14 protein-coding genes are annotated in these 16,872 nt (G+C 49.7%); 1 reads left to right on the top strand and 13 read right to left on the bottom strand.

The annotated features are described in order from the left end of the window. Window positions 1–7 precede the first annotated feature (7 nt). Complete coding sequence (locus ACN0YN_RS05770; RefSeq protein ID WP_417384039.1) at window positions 8–1,996, bottom strand: redoxin domain-containing protein; 1,989 nt, start codon at window positions 1,994–1,996, stop codon at window positions 8–10. Window positions 1,997–2,243: 247 nt separating this feature from the next. Here ACN0YN_RS05770 and ACN0YN_RS05765 point away from each other — a divergent pair, with 247 nt between their 5' ends. Beyond that, a complete protein-coding gene (locus ACN0YN_RS05765; protein WP_417384038.1) occupies window positions 2,244–4,427 on the top strand; it encodes an FdhF/YdeP family oxidoreductase in 2,184 nt (727 codons plus the stop codon). Window positions 4,428–4,495: 68 nt separating this feature from the next. Here ACN0YN_RS05765 and ACN0YN_RS05760 read toward each other — a convergent pair whose 3' ends face one another. The 12 genes from ACN0YN_RS05760 to ACN0YN_RS05705 form a co-directional block, all read right to left on the bottom strand. Further along, a complete protein-coding gene (locus tag ACN0YN_RS05760; RefSeq protein ID WP_417384037.1) occupies window positions 4,496–5,194 on the bottom strand; it encodes an O-methyltransferase in 699 nt (232 codons plus the stop codon). A 141-nt stretch (window positions 5,195–5,335) separates the two neighbouring features. Then, complete coding sequence (locus ACN0YN_RS05755; protein ID WP_417384036.1) at window positions 5,336–6,265, bottom strand: hypothetical protein; 930 nt, start codon at window positions 6,263–6,265, stop codon at window positions 5,336–5,338. A gap of 155 nt (window positions 6,266–6,420) precedes the next feature. Further along, window positions 6,421–7,113 carry a phytanoyl-CoA dioxygenase family protein gene (locus ACN0YN_RS05750; protein ID WP_417384035.1) on the bottom strand — a complete coding sequence of 231 codons (693 nt, stop codon included), beginning with the start codon at window positions 7,111–7,113 and terminating at the stop codon, window positions 6,421–6,423. 107 nt (window positions 7,114–7,220) lie between these two features. Then, window positions 7,221–7,544, bottom strand: coding sequence for a hypothetical protein (locus ACN0YN_RS05745; protein WP_417384034.1), 324 nt, complete (start codon window positions 7,542–7,544; stop codon window positions 7,221–7,223). A gap of 50 nt (window positions 7,545–7,594) precedes the next feature. Beyond that, entirely contained in the window at window positions 7,595–8,410 is an 816-nt protein-coding gene (locus tag ACN0YN_RS05740; protein WP_417384033.1) for a methyltransferase domain-containing protein, read from the bottom strand. 104 nt (window positions 8,411–8,514) lie between these two features. Continuing rightward, window positions 8,515–11,187 (bottom strand): GAF domain-containing protein, encoded by a 2,673-nt coding sequence (locus ACN0YN_RS05735; RefSeq protein WP_417384032.1) that lies wholly within the window; start codon window positions 11,185–11,187, stop codon window positions 8,515–8,517. Between the two features lie 343 nt (window positions 11,188–11,530). Next, window positions 11,531–12,421, bottom strand: a complete 891-nt coding sequence (locus ACN0YN_RS05730; protein WP_417384031.1) for a hypothetical protein — start codon at window positions 12,419–12,421, stop codon at window positions 11,531–11,533. 3 nt (window positions 12,422–12,424) lie between these two features. Beyond that, entirely contained in the window at window positions 12,425–13,387 is a 963-nt protein-coding gene (locus tag ACN0YN_RS05725; RefSeq protein WP_417384030.1) for a hypothetical protein, read from the bottom strand. Window positions 13,388–13,415: 28 nt separating this feature from the next. Beyond that, the gene (locus ACN0YN_RS05720; protein WP_417384029.1) at window positions 13,416–13,949 is read right to left on the bottom strand and encodes a hypothetical protein; all 534 of its coding nucleotides are present in this window, start codon (window positions 13,947–13,949) and stop codon (window positions 13,416–13,418) included. Between the two features lie 150 nt (window positions 13,950–14,099). Next, window positions 14,100–14,879, bottom strand: coding sequence for a hypothetical protein (locus tag ACN0YN_RS05715; RefSeq protein WP_417384028.1), 780 nt, complete (start codon window positions 14,877–14,879; stop codon window positions 14,100–14,102). A gap of 30 nt (window positions 14,880–14,909) precedes the next feature. Continuing rightward, a complete protein-coding gene (locus tag ACN0YN_RS05710; RefSeq protein WP_417384027.1) occupies window positions 14,910–15,677 on the bottom strand; it encodes a hypothetical protein in 768 nt (255 codons plus the stop codon). Between the two features lie 2 nt (window positions 15,678–15,679). Continuing rightward, window positions 15,680–16,822, bottom strand: a complete 1,143-nt coding sequence (locus tag ACN0YN_RS05705; protein WP_417384026.1) for a hypothetical protein — start codon at window positions 16,820–16,822, stop codon at window positions 15,680–15,682. Between the last annotated feature and the right edge of the window lie 50 nt (window positions 16,823–16,872).

Genomic DNA, 16,872 nt, shown 5'->3' with positions numbered 1-16,872 from the left:
ACAAGACTCATCTTTTTTTCCTGACAGGGAATTCCAGTTCATCGATTTGAATCTCGCCATCATTATCATGGTCTCGAATATGACCATATCGCTGCACCGCCAGCGGGACTTCTTCCAGCATGACATGCCCGTCGCCGTTTTTATCAAACCGCTTGAAGAATTCAGCAGCCTGTTTCTCAAAGTCGCGTTTTCTTTCCTCTTCTCTCTGTTTCAGCTCTGCTTCGCTCATTTTCTTCTGAGGCTTTGGTTTTACAGCTTTTTTCTTCTTCCGGGGTTCGGCGACTTCGAAAAATGCAATCGCCATTTCTTCCCAGGTCTGATCCCCCCAGGTCACGTACTCGCTGGGATCGGGGTTGAACGGATTCTCTTTGGAATTGTCGAATTTCACGGTAAATTCCAGCGAGTCCACATCGTCCAGTTTCATCGGCTGACTGAGCTCATAGATGTGCTGCCAGTTGAAATCGTAATTCGGAACATCCAGCAGAATCTCCGACTCTTTTTTCTGCTTCATAAACAGTCGAAACGATTTGCCCCGCAAATGCATGTGCGGTGCGATTGCCAGCAGTTCTGCTTCCGCGGGAATCCGACGCACTTTTGCTGTCACCGGGAAATCTTTGGCGTGCGGTGGAATTTCGAACTCCTGATCGATGCCAATCAGCGTGAAGACTTCGTGCGTGATCTCTTCTTCTTTACCAAACAGGAGACCAACTTTCGAAATATCTTCTGCGACCGAGCCGTTCGGCGTGTAATGCATCTGAAATACCAGCTTCGAACCGGCAGGTACCCGGCGGGCCCGTCCTTCCGGCAGTTTCTTGATCCGCTGTCCCGGGACATACGCCGTCAGCCAGCCAATCCCCCGGAAGTCGGCTCCATCGGGTGGACGGATGAAAACAATGGCATGGTGCACCACTGAGCGATTGCCCGGCAGCACCTGCGCCCCGGTCACCCATTTATCCTTTTTAAAGCCGGGGTCAACTACGAAGTACTGATATTCAACCACCCCTTCAGCGGGAACCTGATAGGGTTGTTTTCGCATCTCGAACACCGCTTCGGGAATTTCCGGCAGATGCCAGCCTTCGCGGAATTCGGGGAGTTTCGGCATGTCTTTCACATCACCATAAGGCATTCCGCCGGCAACCCAGTCGCGGAGCACTTTCTTATCCTCATCCGACATGAAACGGGCATTGGCATAATGACCATATTTCGGACTCGCATGCCAGGGAGGCATCCGTCCGTCATCAATCGTTTCCAGCATCGTGTCGGCCCAGCCCCGGACTTCGTCATAGTCGGTCAGGCTGAAGGGGGCGATCTCTCCTTTACGATGACATTCTACACAATGCTGATTCAAAACCCGTGCGACTTCTTTACAGAACGTCAGACTGGTGGTGACTTCCGTTTTTTTGACGCGTCCGATGAAACAGCCGTTTGGTTCTGTCACCGCCAGCTTGACTGGTTTTCCTGAGAGAACCTGGTCCAGTGCGTTTTTCAGGTCATTCGACGTCGTTTCGGCGCGGGAAATACCAGGAAGATACTGATTGTCGATCCGGCCCCGATACTGGATCTTCAGGTTTTCATCCAGGACAAACACTTCTGGAGTTCGCAATGCCTGGTAGCGATCGGCGACTTCGTTCCCGTAATCCTTCGCCATGGGAAACTGAATCTTGTATTTTTTAACATAGGCCTGCACGTCTTCCAGCGAATCCTGCTGGTTACTGTTCACACCAATCAGTCGCACGCCCTGAGGCTGGTACGCTGCCTGCAATTCATTCAACTTCGGTCCATACAGACGTGCGAGTGGACACTCTGCTCCCAGAAAGCAGACCACCGTGACTTTCTGATCGGGCAGTTTTTTCAGCTCGACAGTCTCACCGGAAGTGGTGGGGAGCTGAAATGTCAAATCAGCGGGGGAGGGCGAAGCAGTGGGTTTCTCTGCCCGGAGTGGAGTTGCACAAACGAAAATCAATAACACAGAAATGCTTAAGCAGCGACAGAACATATAGCGATCCTTCCTCCTGCAGTTAGTAATAGACAGGAGCTGTATTGTATCAACTGGCTGGAAACCCTCGCAAGACCCACTGTACGGAATTGAAGCCCGTCTCGTTGATTGCATCAATTCATTTAGATATACTCGACCTAACTTGAACTGGTTTCAGATTTTGGCAAAAGTATGAAAATTGAGTTCAGCTGAATCTGAAACGGTTCGCTGCAGTGTGCTCCTGTTGAACGACAAAGGAAGGCGTAAAGTGAAAGCTCCACGAAGCGGCGGCGGTTGGAAAGCAATTAAATACAGTCTGACTCTGGCAAACCGGGTGGGCTGGTGGAAACTCTGGAAATCCATGCGTTCCAAAAACGCCTGCAAAACCTGTGCAGTCGGCATGGGGGGGCAAAAAGGGGGCATGGTCAACGAAGCAGGGCTGTTCCCCGAAGTCTGTAAGAAATCGTTTCAGGCGATGGCCTCCGATATGCAACCCGCAGTCGCTGCTGACTTCTTCGCGAAACATAACATCGACCAGTTACGGTCTTTCAACTCACGCAAACTCGAATACAGCGGCCGTCTGACCGAACCGCTGCTGCTCTCTCCCGGTGAAAAACATTACAAACCCATTTCCTGGGATGCCGCCTTTGATCTGGTTGTCGACCGCTTGAAAGCAGCCGGCCCCGAGCGGACCTTTTACTATGCCAGCGGCCGTTCCTCTAATGAAGCCGGCTTTCTATTCCAGATGATGTCACGTTTAATGGGCACGAATTATGTCAACAACTGCTCCTATTACTGTCATCAGGCCAGCGGGGTCGGTTTAGGTTCCAGTATCGGCACCGGCGCAGGCACGATCAAACTCGAAGATCTCGAACATACCGACCTCTACATTCTGATCGGTGCCAACCCTTCGTCCAACCATCCACGGCTGATGAAAGCCTTCATGGAAATCCGGCGGCGGGGAGGTAAGGTCATCGTCATCAATCCGGTCAAAGAACTGGGGCTGGTCAACTTCAAGGTCCCCAGCGATGTCCGCAGTCTCCTGTTCGGTTCGAGTATCGCCTCCATGTACGTGCAGCCGCACGTCGGCGGAGACCTGGCGTTACTCACCGGAATCGCCAAGGAGGTCCTGGAACGAAACGCACATGACAGCAGCTTCATCGCTGCACACACCGAGAACTTTGAAGCCTTCCAGGAACAGGTCAATCAGACCAGTTGGGACGAGATCATTGCCCAGAGCGGCGTTGACCGGGCAACCATTAAACAGATCGCCGACCAGTACATCTCCGCCAAAAATGTCGTCATCGGCTGGTGCATGGGGATTACTCATCACCTGCACGGAACCAATAACGTCCAGACCATCGTGAATGTTTCGTTGCTGCGAGGCATGGTCGGTCGCCGCAAGGCAGGCCTGATGCCCATCCGCGGACATAGCAACGTGCAGGGACTTGGATCGGTCGGCGTCACACCGGGTCTGAAACAGGCCATGCTCGAACGCCTGGAGAAACAGCTGGGCATTCAGGTCCCCACCACTCCCGGTTATGACACCATGGCCTGCATGGAAGCCTCGCATCGCGGTGAAATCGACTTCGCGTTCTGCCTGGGAGGAAACCTTTATGGCAGTAACCCCGATACGAAATACGCGCTCGAAGCGATGAATCGCATTAAAACCATCATGTATCTCTCCACGACACTCAATACAGGTCACGTCTGGGGCACAGGGGAAGAAACTCTGATTCTTCCCGTGCTGCCGCGCGATGAAGAACCGCAGTCCACGACACAGGAGTCGATGTTCAGCTACGTCCGCATGAGTGACGGCGGGAAATCCCGTTATGTCGGTCCCCGCAGCGAAGTCTCCATCCTCGCTGCCATCGGCCAGAAGCTGTTCGCCGGCGATAACCGGATCGACTGGAAGAAACTGGAAAGCCATTCCGCCATCCGCGAACTGATTGCCGATCTGATTCCCGGCTATGAAAACATGCACCAGACAATTGAATCCAACAAGGAATTTCACGTCGCCGGTCGTGCAGTGGCAGAATACAAGTTCCCTACGGAAAGTGGCAAAGCAAAGTTCCACGCGATTCCGCTCCCCGATATTTCTACCGACGAAGATCAGTTAAGACTGATCACCATCCGTTCCGAAGGCCAGTTCAACAGCGTCGTCTACGATGATGAAGACATCTACCGCGGCCAGGAACGCCGCGACGTGATCCTGATGAACAAAGCCGACATTGATCGCCTCGGTCTCAAACCGGATCAGCGGGTCAAAGTGAAGAGCGAAGCAGGGGAGATGCCTTACATCCTGGTGCGCGCATTTGACATCCGTGCCGGCAATGCGCTGATGTATTACCCGGAAGCCAATATTCTTGTCCCGCACACCGTCGATCCGTTGTCAAAAACCCCCGGTTTCAAATCAACGCGGGTGACGCTGGAAGTGGAAGCGACGGTTTAAGTATCTCTGCTTCTTCCGAGAAGCAGGCTGTCGTATTGAGCAGTATTCAATGCCATGCCCTGGTCGTATCAGTCTTGAACAGGATGGCTTGTTGACTCGCCTTCTTTCACGACAGTCAGTGTGAATCCATCATAGCCTTTGGAACCTACAGTTTGAATGGCCGTTGAATTGAGTAATGGATTCTCTGATAATCCCTGGCAATATTTTCTCACGCCTCGAACTTTATCATCGCTTGAATTCTGATTGGTAACTTCGCCCTCTCTGACGACATTATCACCAACAATAATTGTTCCTGGCCGTGAGAGCTGAAGCGCCAGATCAAGATAAACAAGGTTGTTGGGTTTGTCGGCATCAATAAAGATCAGATCAAACGGCTCATTCCCATCATTGATCATTCGCTGTAATGCGTTCTTTGCATCATCATGAATCAATGAAATTTTATTACTCTGTCTGGCCAGTTCGAAATTCTGAGCAGCAACAGCAGCATGCTTCTCGACAGCTTCGATTGTCACAATCAAGCCGTTTACCCCTAATGCACGCGACATCCAAATCGTGCTGTAGCCACCAAGCGTGCCTATTTCCAGCACGCGTTTTGAATTCTGTATTTCTATTAACAATTGTAGAAATTTTCCCTGGCAGGGAGAGACCTGATAGGGGGGCAAGCCTTCGACTGCACTATTTCGCAAAACAGTTTTCAGGACATCATCTTCCTGAGCAAATAACTCCGTAAAATAGTCATCGACACTCGTCCATATCTCCTGATTCATGAATTCTCACTTTCATAGAACTCGATGTCGGTTTCTCAACCTGATCACATAAGCCATAAAACAGCATGAGAACCACAACCTTTCAGATCCACTCGAGACCAGCTGGATGCGGTAGCTCTAAGCCAGAATCGCCAATGCGAATCATGCTTCATTCTCTCGTATTTTTTGCTGTTCTACCTGGTCCGGCTTAGACGGTACTCTACTTCTGAGTTCATTAATAAAGGTCTGGTCACCTTCCTCCAGGGGAGAGAGTAACAGGAGAAACACATCATCATCCGTTGTATTGATTTCGACAATCGTATCATCGATGAAGTTTCCTTCTTCTACAATAATGACCTCTGCCACATCTTCATACTTCGCTGCGTAGACCTCTAATACGCCTTCGATTCTCTCATAAGAAACGACACGTTTATCAGTCAACAGATTCCCGTCATCTGAAATGGAAGTGATGCCCGCCGAATAAAAATAAAGCACGGTTTCATCAGGTCTGATGATTCCTTCATCAAGAAGCAGTTGTAAGTCACTTTCTGATAGCTGGTCGCCTGTAATCACCGCTGAATTGACTAAGGCTCCACTTTCAGCGATCAGTCCGAGTCCAAACAGGCTTAAACCTAAAACGACCAGGCTCAGAATAATTCCCCCGACCGGAATCACGAAATAGTAAAACCAGACTGGTGTGGACCGATAATTGGAATCCGCTTCTTTTCTCAAGCGGTGATAGGCAAAGGAACCTCTGATCCCCTTCCAGTAAAAGTAAAGCCAGATAAAGGTAAACAGAAGCCCTGAAGGTCGGCCCTCCTCCAGCATCATGATGATTTTCGCTAGAATATAATAAATCACGAGTGTGATAGCAGCAGTTCTGGAATAGAACCGGAGACCAACCCCACACGCCACCACCAGGGCAACATCGATCAGGTTAACGGGATCAGCAAACTGTCCGAGGGGGCCATCGGCAGAAGAGGCCATTGCAGCGACGATGAGTAATCCACTGACAGCGGCTGCGATAAATGCAGCGATGGATGCCTGGTTTGCATCACGAACAGCATCATCCAGATTGTATTGATCGTTCACTCTGTTATCCTGACTGTTTTCAATGAATCGATTTGCTGCAAATCTCGACACCTTAGAATAGATATCAACATTTGAATAGATTCATATGAACAGCACAAGCGTTGATTTCGAGTTCTTCAACAGTCTTCACGAAAAACCAGGCGAACCCTTAACGTTTAAGTCCACTCAATACCCTGAGGCAGAACTGCTGCAGAATACACAACATGCAGCACCCGTCGTCTTTTTGGTAATCGTGAACTGCGAGACCGATGCACCAGCAGGGGATTCATCAACATCACTTCACCAACATCGACCGGGCAGAGTCGAAATGCGCGCTCGGGAATTAGTGAGACATCCTCTTCTGAGAGCCTCATGCGATGACTCCCTGGAACCACCTCCAGTGCGCCATTCTCACCAGGGCATTCATCCAGGTGCACCCGTACTGCCAGCATCTGCCGAAAAACCTCCAACGGCGGTTCTGCATATTGCTGTCCCGCTTTGACCGACCAGTTAATCCAGCCGGGAGCTTCGGTTCGTCCCTGAATCGGAGTCTGCAGATCCTGATGGGGCGGCACAAACCAGTTTGCGCCGGGTTGCTTGTCAAACAGCGTTGCACTTACCAGTGTCACCGGTTGTTCCAGCACATCACAGGCCAACTCCCTGATTGCCCCCGCTTCAAGCAGCGACCGCAAGCCAGGTAGTAACAGGTGGGCATTACGGATCGCATAACGGGAACCATTCCGCCGCTGTCGAAAACTTTCGTCACGGGCAGAACCCAATACATCCTCTATCTGCAACAGCGTATCCCGGGACAGTGGTGCTGTGAGAATCTGGTATCCCTCACGGTCAATATCAGTGGCAGAGATCAAAGACAGTCCCTCAGTTCCGGCTGGAGTATGACGCGTTCATAGCAGTTTTCTCGAACAGGAATGTTATCAGTCGAGGCAGTTTATTCAAGTCCAGTTCATTTCACGGATCATAACTGTTCTGAATGTTCATGAATACGCAGACTGGTCGCAGGCAGATACAGGGCCGCAATGAGAGAAAGGGGGATGAGAAAGAAACTGACCATCAGTGCCACCAGCAGATAGGTCAGCAGGATCTGGCTCGAATAATGATTTGTGTTATACAGCCCGAAATTGTAAAACAGGCCCACAAGATAGCTCAGCCCGAAACAGCCAAATACGATTCCCGTCAGACAACACGAACCGACTTTCAATCCCAGCCTCGACAGACATTGGCTGCCCGTACCCCACAGGCAGAGCAGCACCAGAAATATTCCATACACCATTCCACTCACCACACAGATTCCCTGAAAGAAATTCATAAACGAGACAAGATCAACGCAACTCAGCGATACGCCACAATAAACAGCCGTCGAAAGGGAAACAGCACTTTCCCGTTTTTCTGAATCGGATAAGCGACGCGGTAACGCTCCAGCAGGACGGCTTCAAAGCGACCTCGGACTTCATCATCCGGCAGCGCTTCCAGGTAGGGTCTGAGCCCCGTCCCCCGGAACCATTCCAGAATCGCTTCGACGTTCTCCATCACATGGATGTACTCTGTTTCCCAGAGCTCCAGTTCCGAACTTAACGGTGCCAGTAGATCGTAATAAAACGACCGCGATTCAGAACCCAGCGCCTCATGGGCACCTGCGGTCTGCCCATACCACTCCGGCAGCGCTGAGAGTTCCTTGACATGGTAGTGCAGGGGAGAGTCGTAATGCATCGGTAGTTGCACGGCCAAAGCGCCTTCCGGTTCCAGAAAACGCATCAACCGGGGAAAGATCGTTGCATGGTCCGGCACCCATTGCAGCACCGCATTCGAAAACAGCAGATCATACCTCGTTTCCGGTTCCCAGCTGCTGATGTCTGCCTGAAACCAATGTATGTCAGGTTGTGATTCCCGCGCGGTTTCCAGCATCTCAGCCGAACTGTCCAGTCCGCTGAGTTCTGCATCCGGGAAACGCTGCGCCAAGACCGCGGTACTGTTCCCCGGACCACAGCCCACATCTACAATCCGTCGGGGTGATTCCAACCTCACGCGTGCCGCCAGGTCAATGGCAGGCTGCGTCCGTTCACGCTGAAATTTCAAATACTGATCTGCATCCCAGACAGGCATATATGTACTTTCTAAACCGACAAGACCCGGATCGCACTGATCCAACAGTTGCTCCTGTGACAACATCAGGACAACCAGAAATCACAGCAGGTTCACTCATAGCGGAATTTAAAAACGGAATAATGGATCTGAAAGATTTGCGATTTCACTCATTGTTCATCTCCCAGTACTTTCCGTATTTTTTGAGCCAATAGACCAATTTGTGCCGGTTTCTGGATTAATTCAAAATCATCGACATTATCCAGAATATCACCTGTCATACCTGATAAAAGAATGACTTTCAGATCTGGATCGAGTTCCATTAACTGTTTTGCCAGTTGCTGTCCATTCATTTCAGGCATGTTAAAATCAGTTAATAACAGTGAGATTTTCCCGATGTGAGATTGGAGTGCTTGAATCGCCTGATGTGGCCCCAGCGCCTTGATAACCGTGTATCCAATTTTTTCCAATAACGCTGACACCACAGTAAGCACTGATTCTTCATCATCGCAGACAAGTAAAGTTTCGGTACCGCCGATGATCGAGTTATGCGAAGCAGCAAGAGCGTCCGTATGAGTCTCAACGGTCTTGCCTTGCTCCTGGGGGAGATAGATTCTGAATTCTGTCCCTTCTCCCAGCTGACTCTCCACTGAGATGAATCCACCATTATTGGAAATATCTCTGAAGACAGTGGAAAGACCAAGCCCGGTTCCCATTTCTGCTGGTTTGGTCGTGAAAAATGGTTCAAAAATCTGCTCTACTGTTTCTGCGGACATCCCGCAACCATTATCAATCACAGAGATCTGAGAATAGGATCCGGGAAGGGTGACATATTCCCGCACAAGCTGGTCTTCTGTAAAGAGAACATTCTGAGTGCGGATTGCCAGAGTCCCTCCCGCAGGCATCGCATCGCGTGCATTGACTACCAGATTTATCAAAGCCTGTTCAATCTCAGCTTCATCTGCCCAGGCGGGCCTCGTATTCAGATCCAGGTCAAGTTGAAATTTAATGCCTTCCCCCAGAATCCGTTGATACATTTTCTGGTGAGATTCGACCAGCCTGTTCAGGGCAATCCAGGATGTATTAGGTTCTTTCTTTCGTCCGAAAGTCAACATCTGCTTTATCAGTTCGGTAGCCCGCTCACCAGAATTCTTAATTTCCACTAATGGGCTGCGATACTCTTCGGGCAGCTCGTTTTCCGCTGTCAGCAATAACAGTTCCGAATTCATGTTGATTCCCACGAGTATATTATTGAACTCGTGCGCTACTTCAGCAGCCAGCTGCCCCATGGCTTTCATTTTCTGACCATGTTGCAGTTGTATCTGCAACTGCCTGTTTATTTCCTTGGCATGTTTCTGTTCGGTAAAATCCTTAAACATGACTAATAGTAATGGATCTCCGGTTGCCTGAATTAAGCAGGCATAGCATTGGATATATCGAATCTCACCACTTTTGGTTTGCAGTAATGTCTCTTGATCATAAACCATCCCTTCTTTACGCGCAATTCCGACAATATCCTGCCAGTGAACTTGATCGGCAAATAAGTTGAGTTCATGAATGGTTTGCCCCATGATCTCTTCACGTGCGTATTGTGTCGTAATCAAAAAAGACTCATTCACATCTATCAATTGTTCTGTCTTGAAATTGATGATGACTTTACCCAGTGGATTCAGATGAAATACCTTAGAAAATCGTTCTTCAGAAACCTTTAAAGCCCGTTCATTGATTACACGTGTCATCTCATTTCGATGAGCTTTGAGTAAGGTCCCGCCGGTGATCAGCAGAGGTTTTATAAATTCAATAAATTCTTTACTGTATCCTGCAAGTCGATTTGCGATGACTACGACTGCTGCCAGATTCCCCTGTGAGTTGATTGGCAAACCGATACACGTCCGCAATTCCTTTCCAAACAATGATTTAACCATACTGCAAAGTTGCGGTTGCTCAATTGGCCCACCGATTGTCACAGCTTCTCCACTATTCACAATCTGATCAAAAAAGGATTCCAGATCACCAGATTCCAAGATCTCAGAAAACGGACCGTTCTGATACCCATGCACTCCAGCTTTTGCAAACCTGCGTTTGCTCGCTCGAATTTGAAAACAGGGGGCGCCCGATTTCATCCATTGTACTTCAGTGATGAATCCATACTCGCTATCCGAAGTATTTAGAATCGTCAATAACAGATCTTCAAAAACCTGACTGGAATCGGAATCAACGATGTAATTCTCCAGCAGATTTCGAATGGATTCAATCAAGTGAAACGAAGCTCGTAATTCCTCTTCACTTTTCAACAGGTCCTCTTCGACTCTCGCGTGTTCAATTGCAATCGCTGCCAGATAAATGGCCTGCTCGATGAGTTGCAGATGATATTCACTTGGTTTACAGGGTTGATTATAGTAAATGGCAAAAGTACCCAGTACATTTCCGGTCGAAGAACGAATCGGCGTCGACCAGCAAGCGCGCAGGTCATAGAGTAATGCCAGTTCTTTATAATCAACCCATAATGGATCGTTAGCAATATCCGCCACGACAATCTGTTGATTATTGAAAGCAGCCGTACCACATGACCCCTGGTTGGGGCCGATTGGGGTACCATCAATATTCCTGATATAATCTTGAGGTAAATTTGGTGCGGCACCATGACGGAGTTGCTTCTCGTCATCCAGCAACAAAATAGAACAGATCATTTCGTTGCTGTTGGTCTCGATATATTCCACCAGGGTATTCAATGTATCATGCAGTGATACACCTTTACTGATCAGTTCCAGGATAATTTTGATATCAGGTAATACCTTTAAGGTTTTTTGACCTGCAAGAGACTTGATACCGTCATCCTTCATCTGGCTGTTCCTTATCGCTTATCAACAGGATTCCTAATGAAACTCAACGTTCTTTTTCTCGGACCGTAACGTGTGTCTAGAGCGATTTACATTTAGCTATGGAATCGTTCAATCTATTAGATTCTTTCAATTAGCGCTGGCGACGCTACAGTAATTCTGGTCACAGCCTGGAAAGTTTAAATTGCATATGCTCTAGACGGTATTCTTAGTATCCATTCTAGTCTGAGTTTTACGATACTAATATATTAGATGTCTGGATAACGAAGAGAGCGAAATCGTACCTGGTAATTAATAATGCAGGTATTGCCCTCAGTATTTGTGAAAAACCTGGAAATCGTGGGGACTACTTATGTAACGAGATGATTTTCAGCTCGGAAACCGTCCCGTCTTCCATCACCCAGACCGTAAAAAAATCTTCTATTTTCTTCTCATCGGAACCTGGAATCTCTTTAAAATTCACCCCCCAGGCCTTCATGTACTGGAATTCCCCATTCGCTCCTGCACGCAGCGGAAATTCAATTGCCCGACAGTCCTGATACTCAAACTGAGCCGGATCAGTCCCCGGAGTGATTTTTACCTGCTTCAACAGTTCCTGAAACGCCGCGCGCCCTCGTTTCTCAATCTGCTGTTGGCTGAGTATCTTCTGCTCTTGTTGATTCTCGGGCAGCTTGAGTTTCAGAATGGAACACAGCCACTGCTTATGCTCACGTGAAAAAAAAGTATCGAATTGATAGAAATCCGGAGTAATCACTTTCCCGCGGGCTGTCACCACGCCCCGGTACTCAATGGGAGCTCCCGAAAAACCACCATAATTCGGGGACAGTTCCCATGCCACGTGCCACCGATAGCCAATGTGTTTCCGGGAAACGAGACTGGCTCCCTGATAGGAAAAATGGCAATCCGGATCCAGGCGCAGATTGATCAGCGCCGTCAATGCTTTGTCTGGCTTCGTACGTCGAATGACCGTCGCCACCGGTACCACGTCTTTCAAATCGACAGGCGGCTCATCCTCCTCATCAATGATCCGTTCAGGATACGAGATCATCAGCGTCCCGATCGTACGAGATGTTTTCAGATCTGCACCAGGAATCAGTTCAGCGACCGATAAATTAGGACCCAAAAAGAACATCCACCGACTCAGCATCGGATCAACAACTTTTTTCCGGTAGGGATCTCCCCACGCAGACGGTGCCGCAACCACGATGAACAGCATCAGCAAGGCAATCTTTCGCATGGTTCAATTCCTGTCTCGCTCGTCGATCGGCCGTAAATCAGCCACTGTGCCGTCCTCTTTCACCCAGACCGTGAACAGCTCTGGAGGCGTTTTCATTTTCTCTGTCCGCACTTCCTGAAAATTTACCGCCCAGACATGTAAATACTCAATCTGCCCCTCGGCGTTCAGGCTCCACGGTAGTTTCGCTGTCTGCAGGCCCACATACCGGAACTGAAACGACTCGGCCTTGTAGATCCCATGCAGCCTTTCGACCATTTTATCGAAGGCCTGCCGCCCCCGTTTCTCGATTTCGGACGGACTGAGTCGCTTCTCGGGCCGGATGTCTGACGCTTCCAGCTTCAGCTTCGCACAGGGCCAGATCCGGGGACGCCCGGTTTTCCGATACTGGGGATTCTGTTCGGGGTCAATCTCCCGCTCTGGCAACAATAATGTGACCGTATCGATCAGGTAACGATCATGTGGTATCAGAGAACCTTGCGCATCGACCAGTACCTTAATCCGCTCCGGGCCTTCCACCAGGCCGCCATAAACCGGAAGCTTTTTCCAGACAATTTCCCACAGATACGATTCTGCCTGATCCTCTTCGCCCGAGTCGTCCCACAGCAACAGATTCGCCTTTTGAAACTGAAACGTCTGTCTCTGTCCCAACTGCTGATCAACCAGGGCCCGAAAAATGGCATCCGGCTCTGAAGCAGTAACTGCTTTACCAACGCGTACCAAAGACTCCAGCTTCACGGGTTTCTGCTTCAGACCTCTGCGCTTCCAGTCATCTGGCTCATAAGCAAAAATCATATGCCCAAAGCGAAACGTCAAGTCATAGGGAGTGTTCGGTTCGATTTCATACAGACTGGGCATCTGGTCGGAATTCAGCTGCCAGTCATTGAATTCCGTGGGAGCCTGAGCGACGGCGGCAGTTTCACCAGCAGTGAAAAGAGACAGCGTCAAAAACAGGCATTTCAGATTCATTCGGCACCAAAAATTACAGGACGCGTCGTCACCTCAATTCAGGTTGACGCAACCGCGTAACAAAGCCGCTCAAGCCACGGGCTCCAAACACCAGACAAAATCCCAGCAGGAGACGACAGGTAACCTCTACGCACTCTGCCTGCAGGGTCAAAGGAATCTGCGCAAAATTGCTCGATTTCTTTAACTGAAACAGTTGAAACAGTACGTTGCTCAAATCAACAATCCCCCAGGTCAACACCAGCAGTCCGACTGCGGAAAACGCCACGGACTGCATCTGATTCGCAGTGACACTTACTGAAGATGATTGAAACTCACTGTCCGACAACAGATATCTCACGATGGTGTCGGCACCAAACCAGAGCAGACAGGCGGTGATGGTATAAAATGTCAAAGGCATCAACTGCAGATAAAACATTCCGGAAACCGAAGTAGAGAACTGGGCCGACGCCGTCTTCCATGCCACAAACGTCATGACAAAGGAAGCCACGGTTTCCAGTGCTTTGATTACATAAAACAGCCCGACCAGCCGACAGCCAATATAAGCGACTTCTTCTTTTTTCATCAGATCCTCTTAAGCCAGTTGAAAGACAGCATTCTACCATCCATGTTGATTCTGTTGATACCCTAACAGAATCAGACCGCAATTAAGAGTCGAATCAGGCTGGCAGATCCCGAAATGATCTGAATCCGCAATGCTCAATCCAGCAGAAGTCTATGATTGAAACATCGCACGGGTAGCGATCAGTTCCGAAAGATCACGAAACGTGCGTAGATTCCCGAATTGTAACTGGCGTCCTCCCCGACGATGCAATTCTGCACGAAACAACAGAAACAGCAGTAGAAAGCCACCGGGAAACAGCAACGGCCAGAGACTGCGACTCCCAAGAGAAAACATCAATGCGAAAGGCAAAGTACCGGTCATCCACAGCAGGCTGATGTCAGCTCCCCGATAATGATCCCAGTTCATTATCTTGGCCCCGGGCATGGCTCCTGGGGCCAGATTTGCAATGTTCCAACGGAAAGTACTTGCGAATTGATTCGTATAGGGAATGAGAGGGGTAGAAGGAGCAATTTCCGAGACATCCGCCCCCGCTTCCTGGAGCAACGCGCGGATTGTCAGAAACACCGAAGCGGAACGGCACGGCTTTCCGAAAAACGTCTCTTCACGAAGTACAGGGGCAGAAGCATGCCGGGCGATCAACTCACACACACCACCCAGTCTTTTCTTGCGCTCCGGCCTGAGCACCGCGCGCCACTCTTCATCGGTCAGGGCAATCCCCCAGGCATCATTCCAGGCTCGTCCCAGTGGCCGCCATTCCAGATAATCACATTGCCACTGCCATTCTTCGACAGTCGTCTCCATTGTCAGTTCTTCACGAGGCAGCATATCATGCTCAAGCAGGAAAATCTGCCGATGTTGATCCTGAAAGACCGACAACACATATTCCGCCGTTACCGGCTGTCGCAAAACAGACTCTGCTGACTTCATCATGTCATCTCCATGAAATGAGAAACGCACCACTCACGCTTGAAACGCAGCACGCTGTGCAATCAGTTCCGACAGATCTCTGAAGGTTCGCAGGTTTCCGAATTGTACCCGGGCCGGGTCACGTTCCTTGGTACCATAGGCAGTAATCAGCAAGCATGCAAACACAAACATAAATAACAGATAAGCTGCAGTCCCATACCCTACACTCAGAGGGCCGAGGAGGAGATAGAATAATATAGCCGCTGTTCCAATCCAGTTCGTATCCCACACCGGTCTTTTCACCTGCACTGCAGGCAAAACTCCGGGTGCCAGTTTGGCGATCGGTCCCAGAAACAGACTCAGATGCTGCCGTGTCATTTTCGATAAGGCCGTCGAGGGGGCAACTTCTGCAACATCAACACCAGCCTCCTGCAACAGCGAACGAATCGCCAGAAAAGCAGACGCAGGTCGACAAGTTCGACCGATAAAAGTCTCCAGGGAAATCACCGGCATTGTCATTCTCGCAGCGATCGGTTCACAAAAATCGCGTACTGTATGCATCTGAGGACCAGAAACCGCCTGTATCCAGTCTGATTCACTCAACCCCAGCCAGGCTTTTGTATCAATACTTACTACCAACGAGTCATAGAGACTACAGGCATCCCAGAGCGTTTCCAAGGGAGAATCGAGTGTCACCGGGATTTCTTCTTCCTCGGAAAAAAGTGAGATTTTACTCCAGTACTGACGCGACTGATCCAGCAACACCTCCAGCACATATTCCGGTGTTGCCGGTACTTCAATCACAGGGGAAGCGAATTCCATATTCATCCCTTTACTTCAATTTGAACTGTGGATGACTTTCTGAACCATTTCCAGATCAGCACACTGACGACAGTGATGAACAGCACAAAGCCTCCTGCCAGAACCAGCAGGAAGATCACAATCCTCGTTTCGAGAGACATCGGGTAATTATTATCCACTGTCAACTCAGGTTGCTGGTAATACTTCATACCGAACTTACGGTCCAGATTCTCTCCCGCTGCCACCCAGGCACTTTCATCGGATTTAATCTGGACAAAAAATGCATTACCCTGTTCGATCTCCTGTTTCAGCTCTGCTTCGACCTGCTCCAGATTGCGCGGAACCTGTAACTCAAGAACCTGCTCTGCCTTTTCCCGATACTTTTTTTTCGCTGTTTCATCCGAGACTTCGTACGATGCTTTCAGATACGCCCGCGCCGCCAGCATTTTGGAATCATCGGGATATCCACTCGCAATCAGCAGATCGCCCAGCGCTTCCAGTAAAATCGGCGAGCGATAATTGCCGAACTGCATCATTCCCAGTACACCTTTGGTCGCTTTCTGAGTTTCAGAGATTCCATTCCGGGAAGGTGTATTCTGCTGGTCGTGTACAAACCTCGCAAATCCGACCAATCCGACACCCTCCGCTTCAGCTGATTGACGCAGAGGCAAAGTTTCTCCCGAGGCACGCTGCTGCAGCATGTATTCCACCAGCAACTGCTGATATACTTCGCGACCAAAATGCGCTTCGGGGTTGATTTCAATCGCCCGCCTGATATGTTCCAGTCCCTCTTCGTAGCGACCGGCATGGATCAGGAATGTCCCCAGATTCGCTTCCGACTCATAACGGTTTTTTTCCGGCCAGCGCGAAATTTTTTCCTGAATGAGTTCAATCGCCCGGTCATGCTCTCCCAGCTTTTCATAAGCCACCGCCAGGTCATCATAGTCCGCCGGCGTACGATCATCAGGCGCAATCCTGCTGCGGTCTTTGATCCGCCATTGATAATAGGCGTCTGAATGCCTCAGAAACTGACCGGCAATCAGTTCCTGCGCATAAGGAAACCGCTGCCGTTCCATCTGCAACGTATCGTAATCCCACATGCAGGCGAGCAGGGGAGTCGGCACTAATAGCGTACAGACCATCAATAGCACAAAACCTGTTCGCATTACCCGAGTTCCTTTCCGCATGAATCCACAGACGGTGCCCGCGCACTGCT

This window comes from Gimesia sp. (assembly GCF_048260065.1).
GTDB lineage: Bacteria > Planctomycetota > Planctomycetia > Planctomycetales > Planctomycetaceae > Gimesia.
Note: the sequence above shows the minus strand (reverse complement) of the source record. Positions and strands in the feature narration are given on the sequence as shown.

Bases quoted from the DNA above. Each gene is read 5' to 3' on its own strand.
- ACN0YN_RS05705 (WP_417384026.1), bottom strand. From the start codon at position 16,822: ATGCGAACAGGTTTTGTGCTATTGATGGTCTGTACGCTATTAGTGCCG.
- ACN0YN_RS05760 (WP_417384037.1), bottom strand. From the start codon at position 5,194: ATGAATCAGGAGATATGGACGAGTGTCGATGACTATTTTACGGAGTTA.
- ACN0YN_RS05730 (WP_417384031.1), bottom strand. From the start codon at position 12,421: ATGCGAAAGATTGCCTTGCTGATGCTGTTCATCGTGGTTGCGGCACCG.
- ACN0YN_RS05715 (WP_417384028.1), bottom strand. From the start codon at position 14,879: ATGATGAAGTCAGCAGAGTCTGTTTTGCGACAGCCGGTAACGGCGGAA.
- ACN0YN_RS05770 (WP_417384039.1), bottom strand. From the start codon at position 1,996: ATGTTCTGTCGCTGCTTAAGCATTTCTGTGTTATTGATTTTCGTTTGT.
- ACN0YN_RS05735 (WP_417384032.1), bottom strand. From the start codon at position 11,187: ATGAAGGATGACGGTATCAAGTCTCTTGCAGGTCAAAAAACCTTAAAG.
- ACN0YN_RS05710 (WP_417384027.1), bottom strand. From the start codon at position 15,677: ATGGAATTCGCTTCCCCTGTGATTGAAGTACCGGCAACACCGGAATAT.
- ACN0YN_RS05720 (WP_417384029.1), bottom strand. From the start codon at position 13,949: ATGAAAAAAGAAGAAGTCGCTTATATTGGCTGTCGGCTGGTCGGGCTG.
- ACN0YN_RS05725 (WP_417384030.1), bottom strand. From the start codon at position 13,387: ATGAATCTGAAATGCCTGTTTTTGACGCTGTCTCTTTTCACTGCTGGT.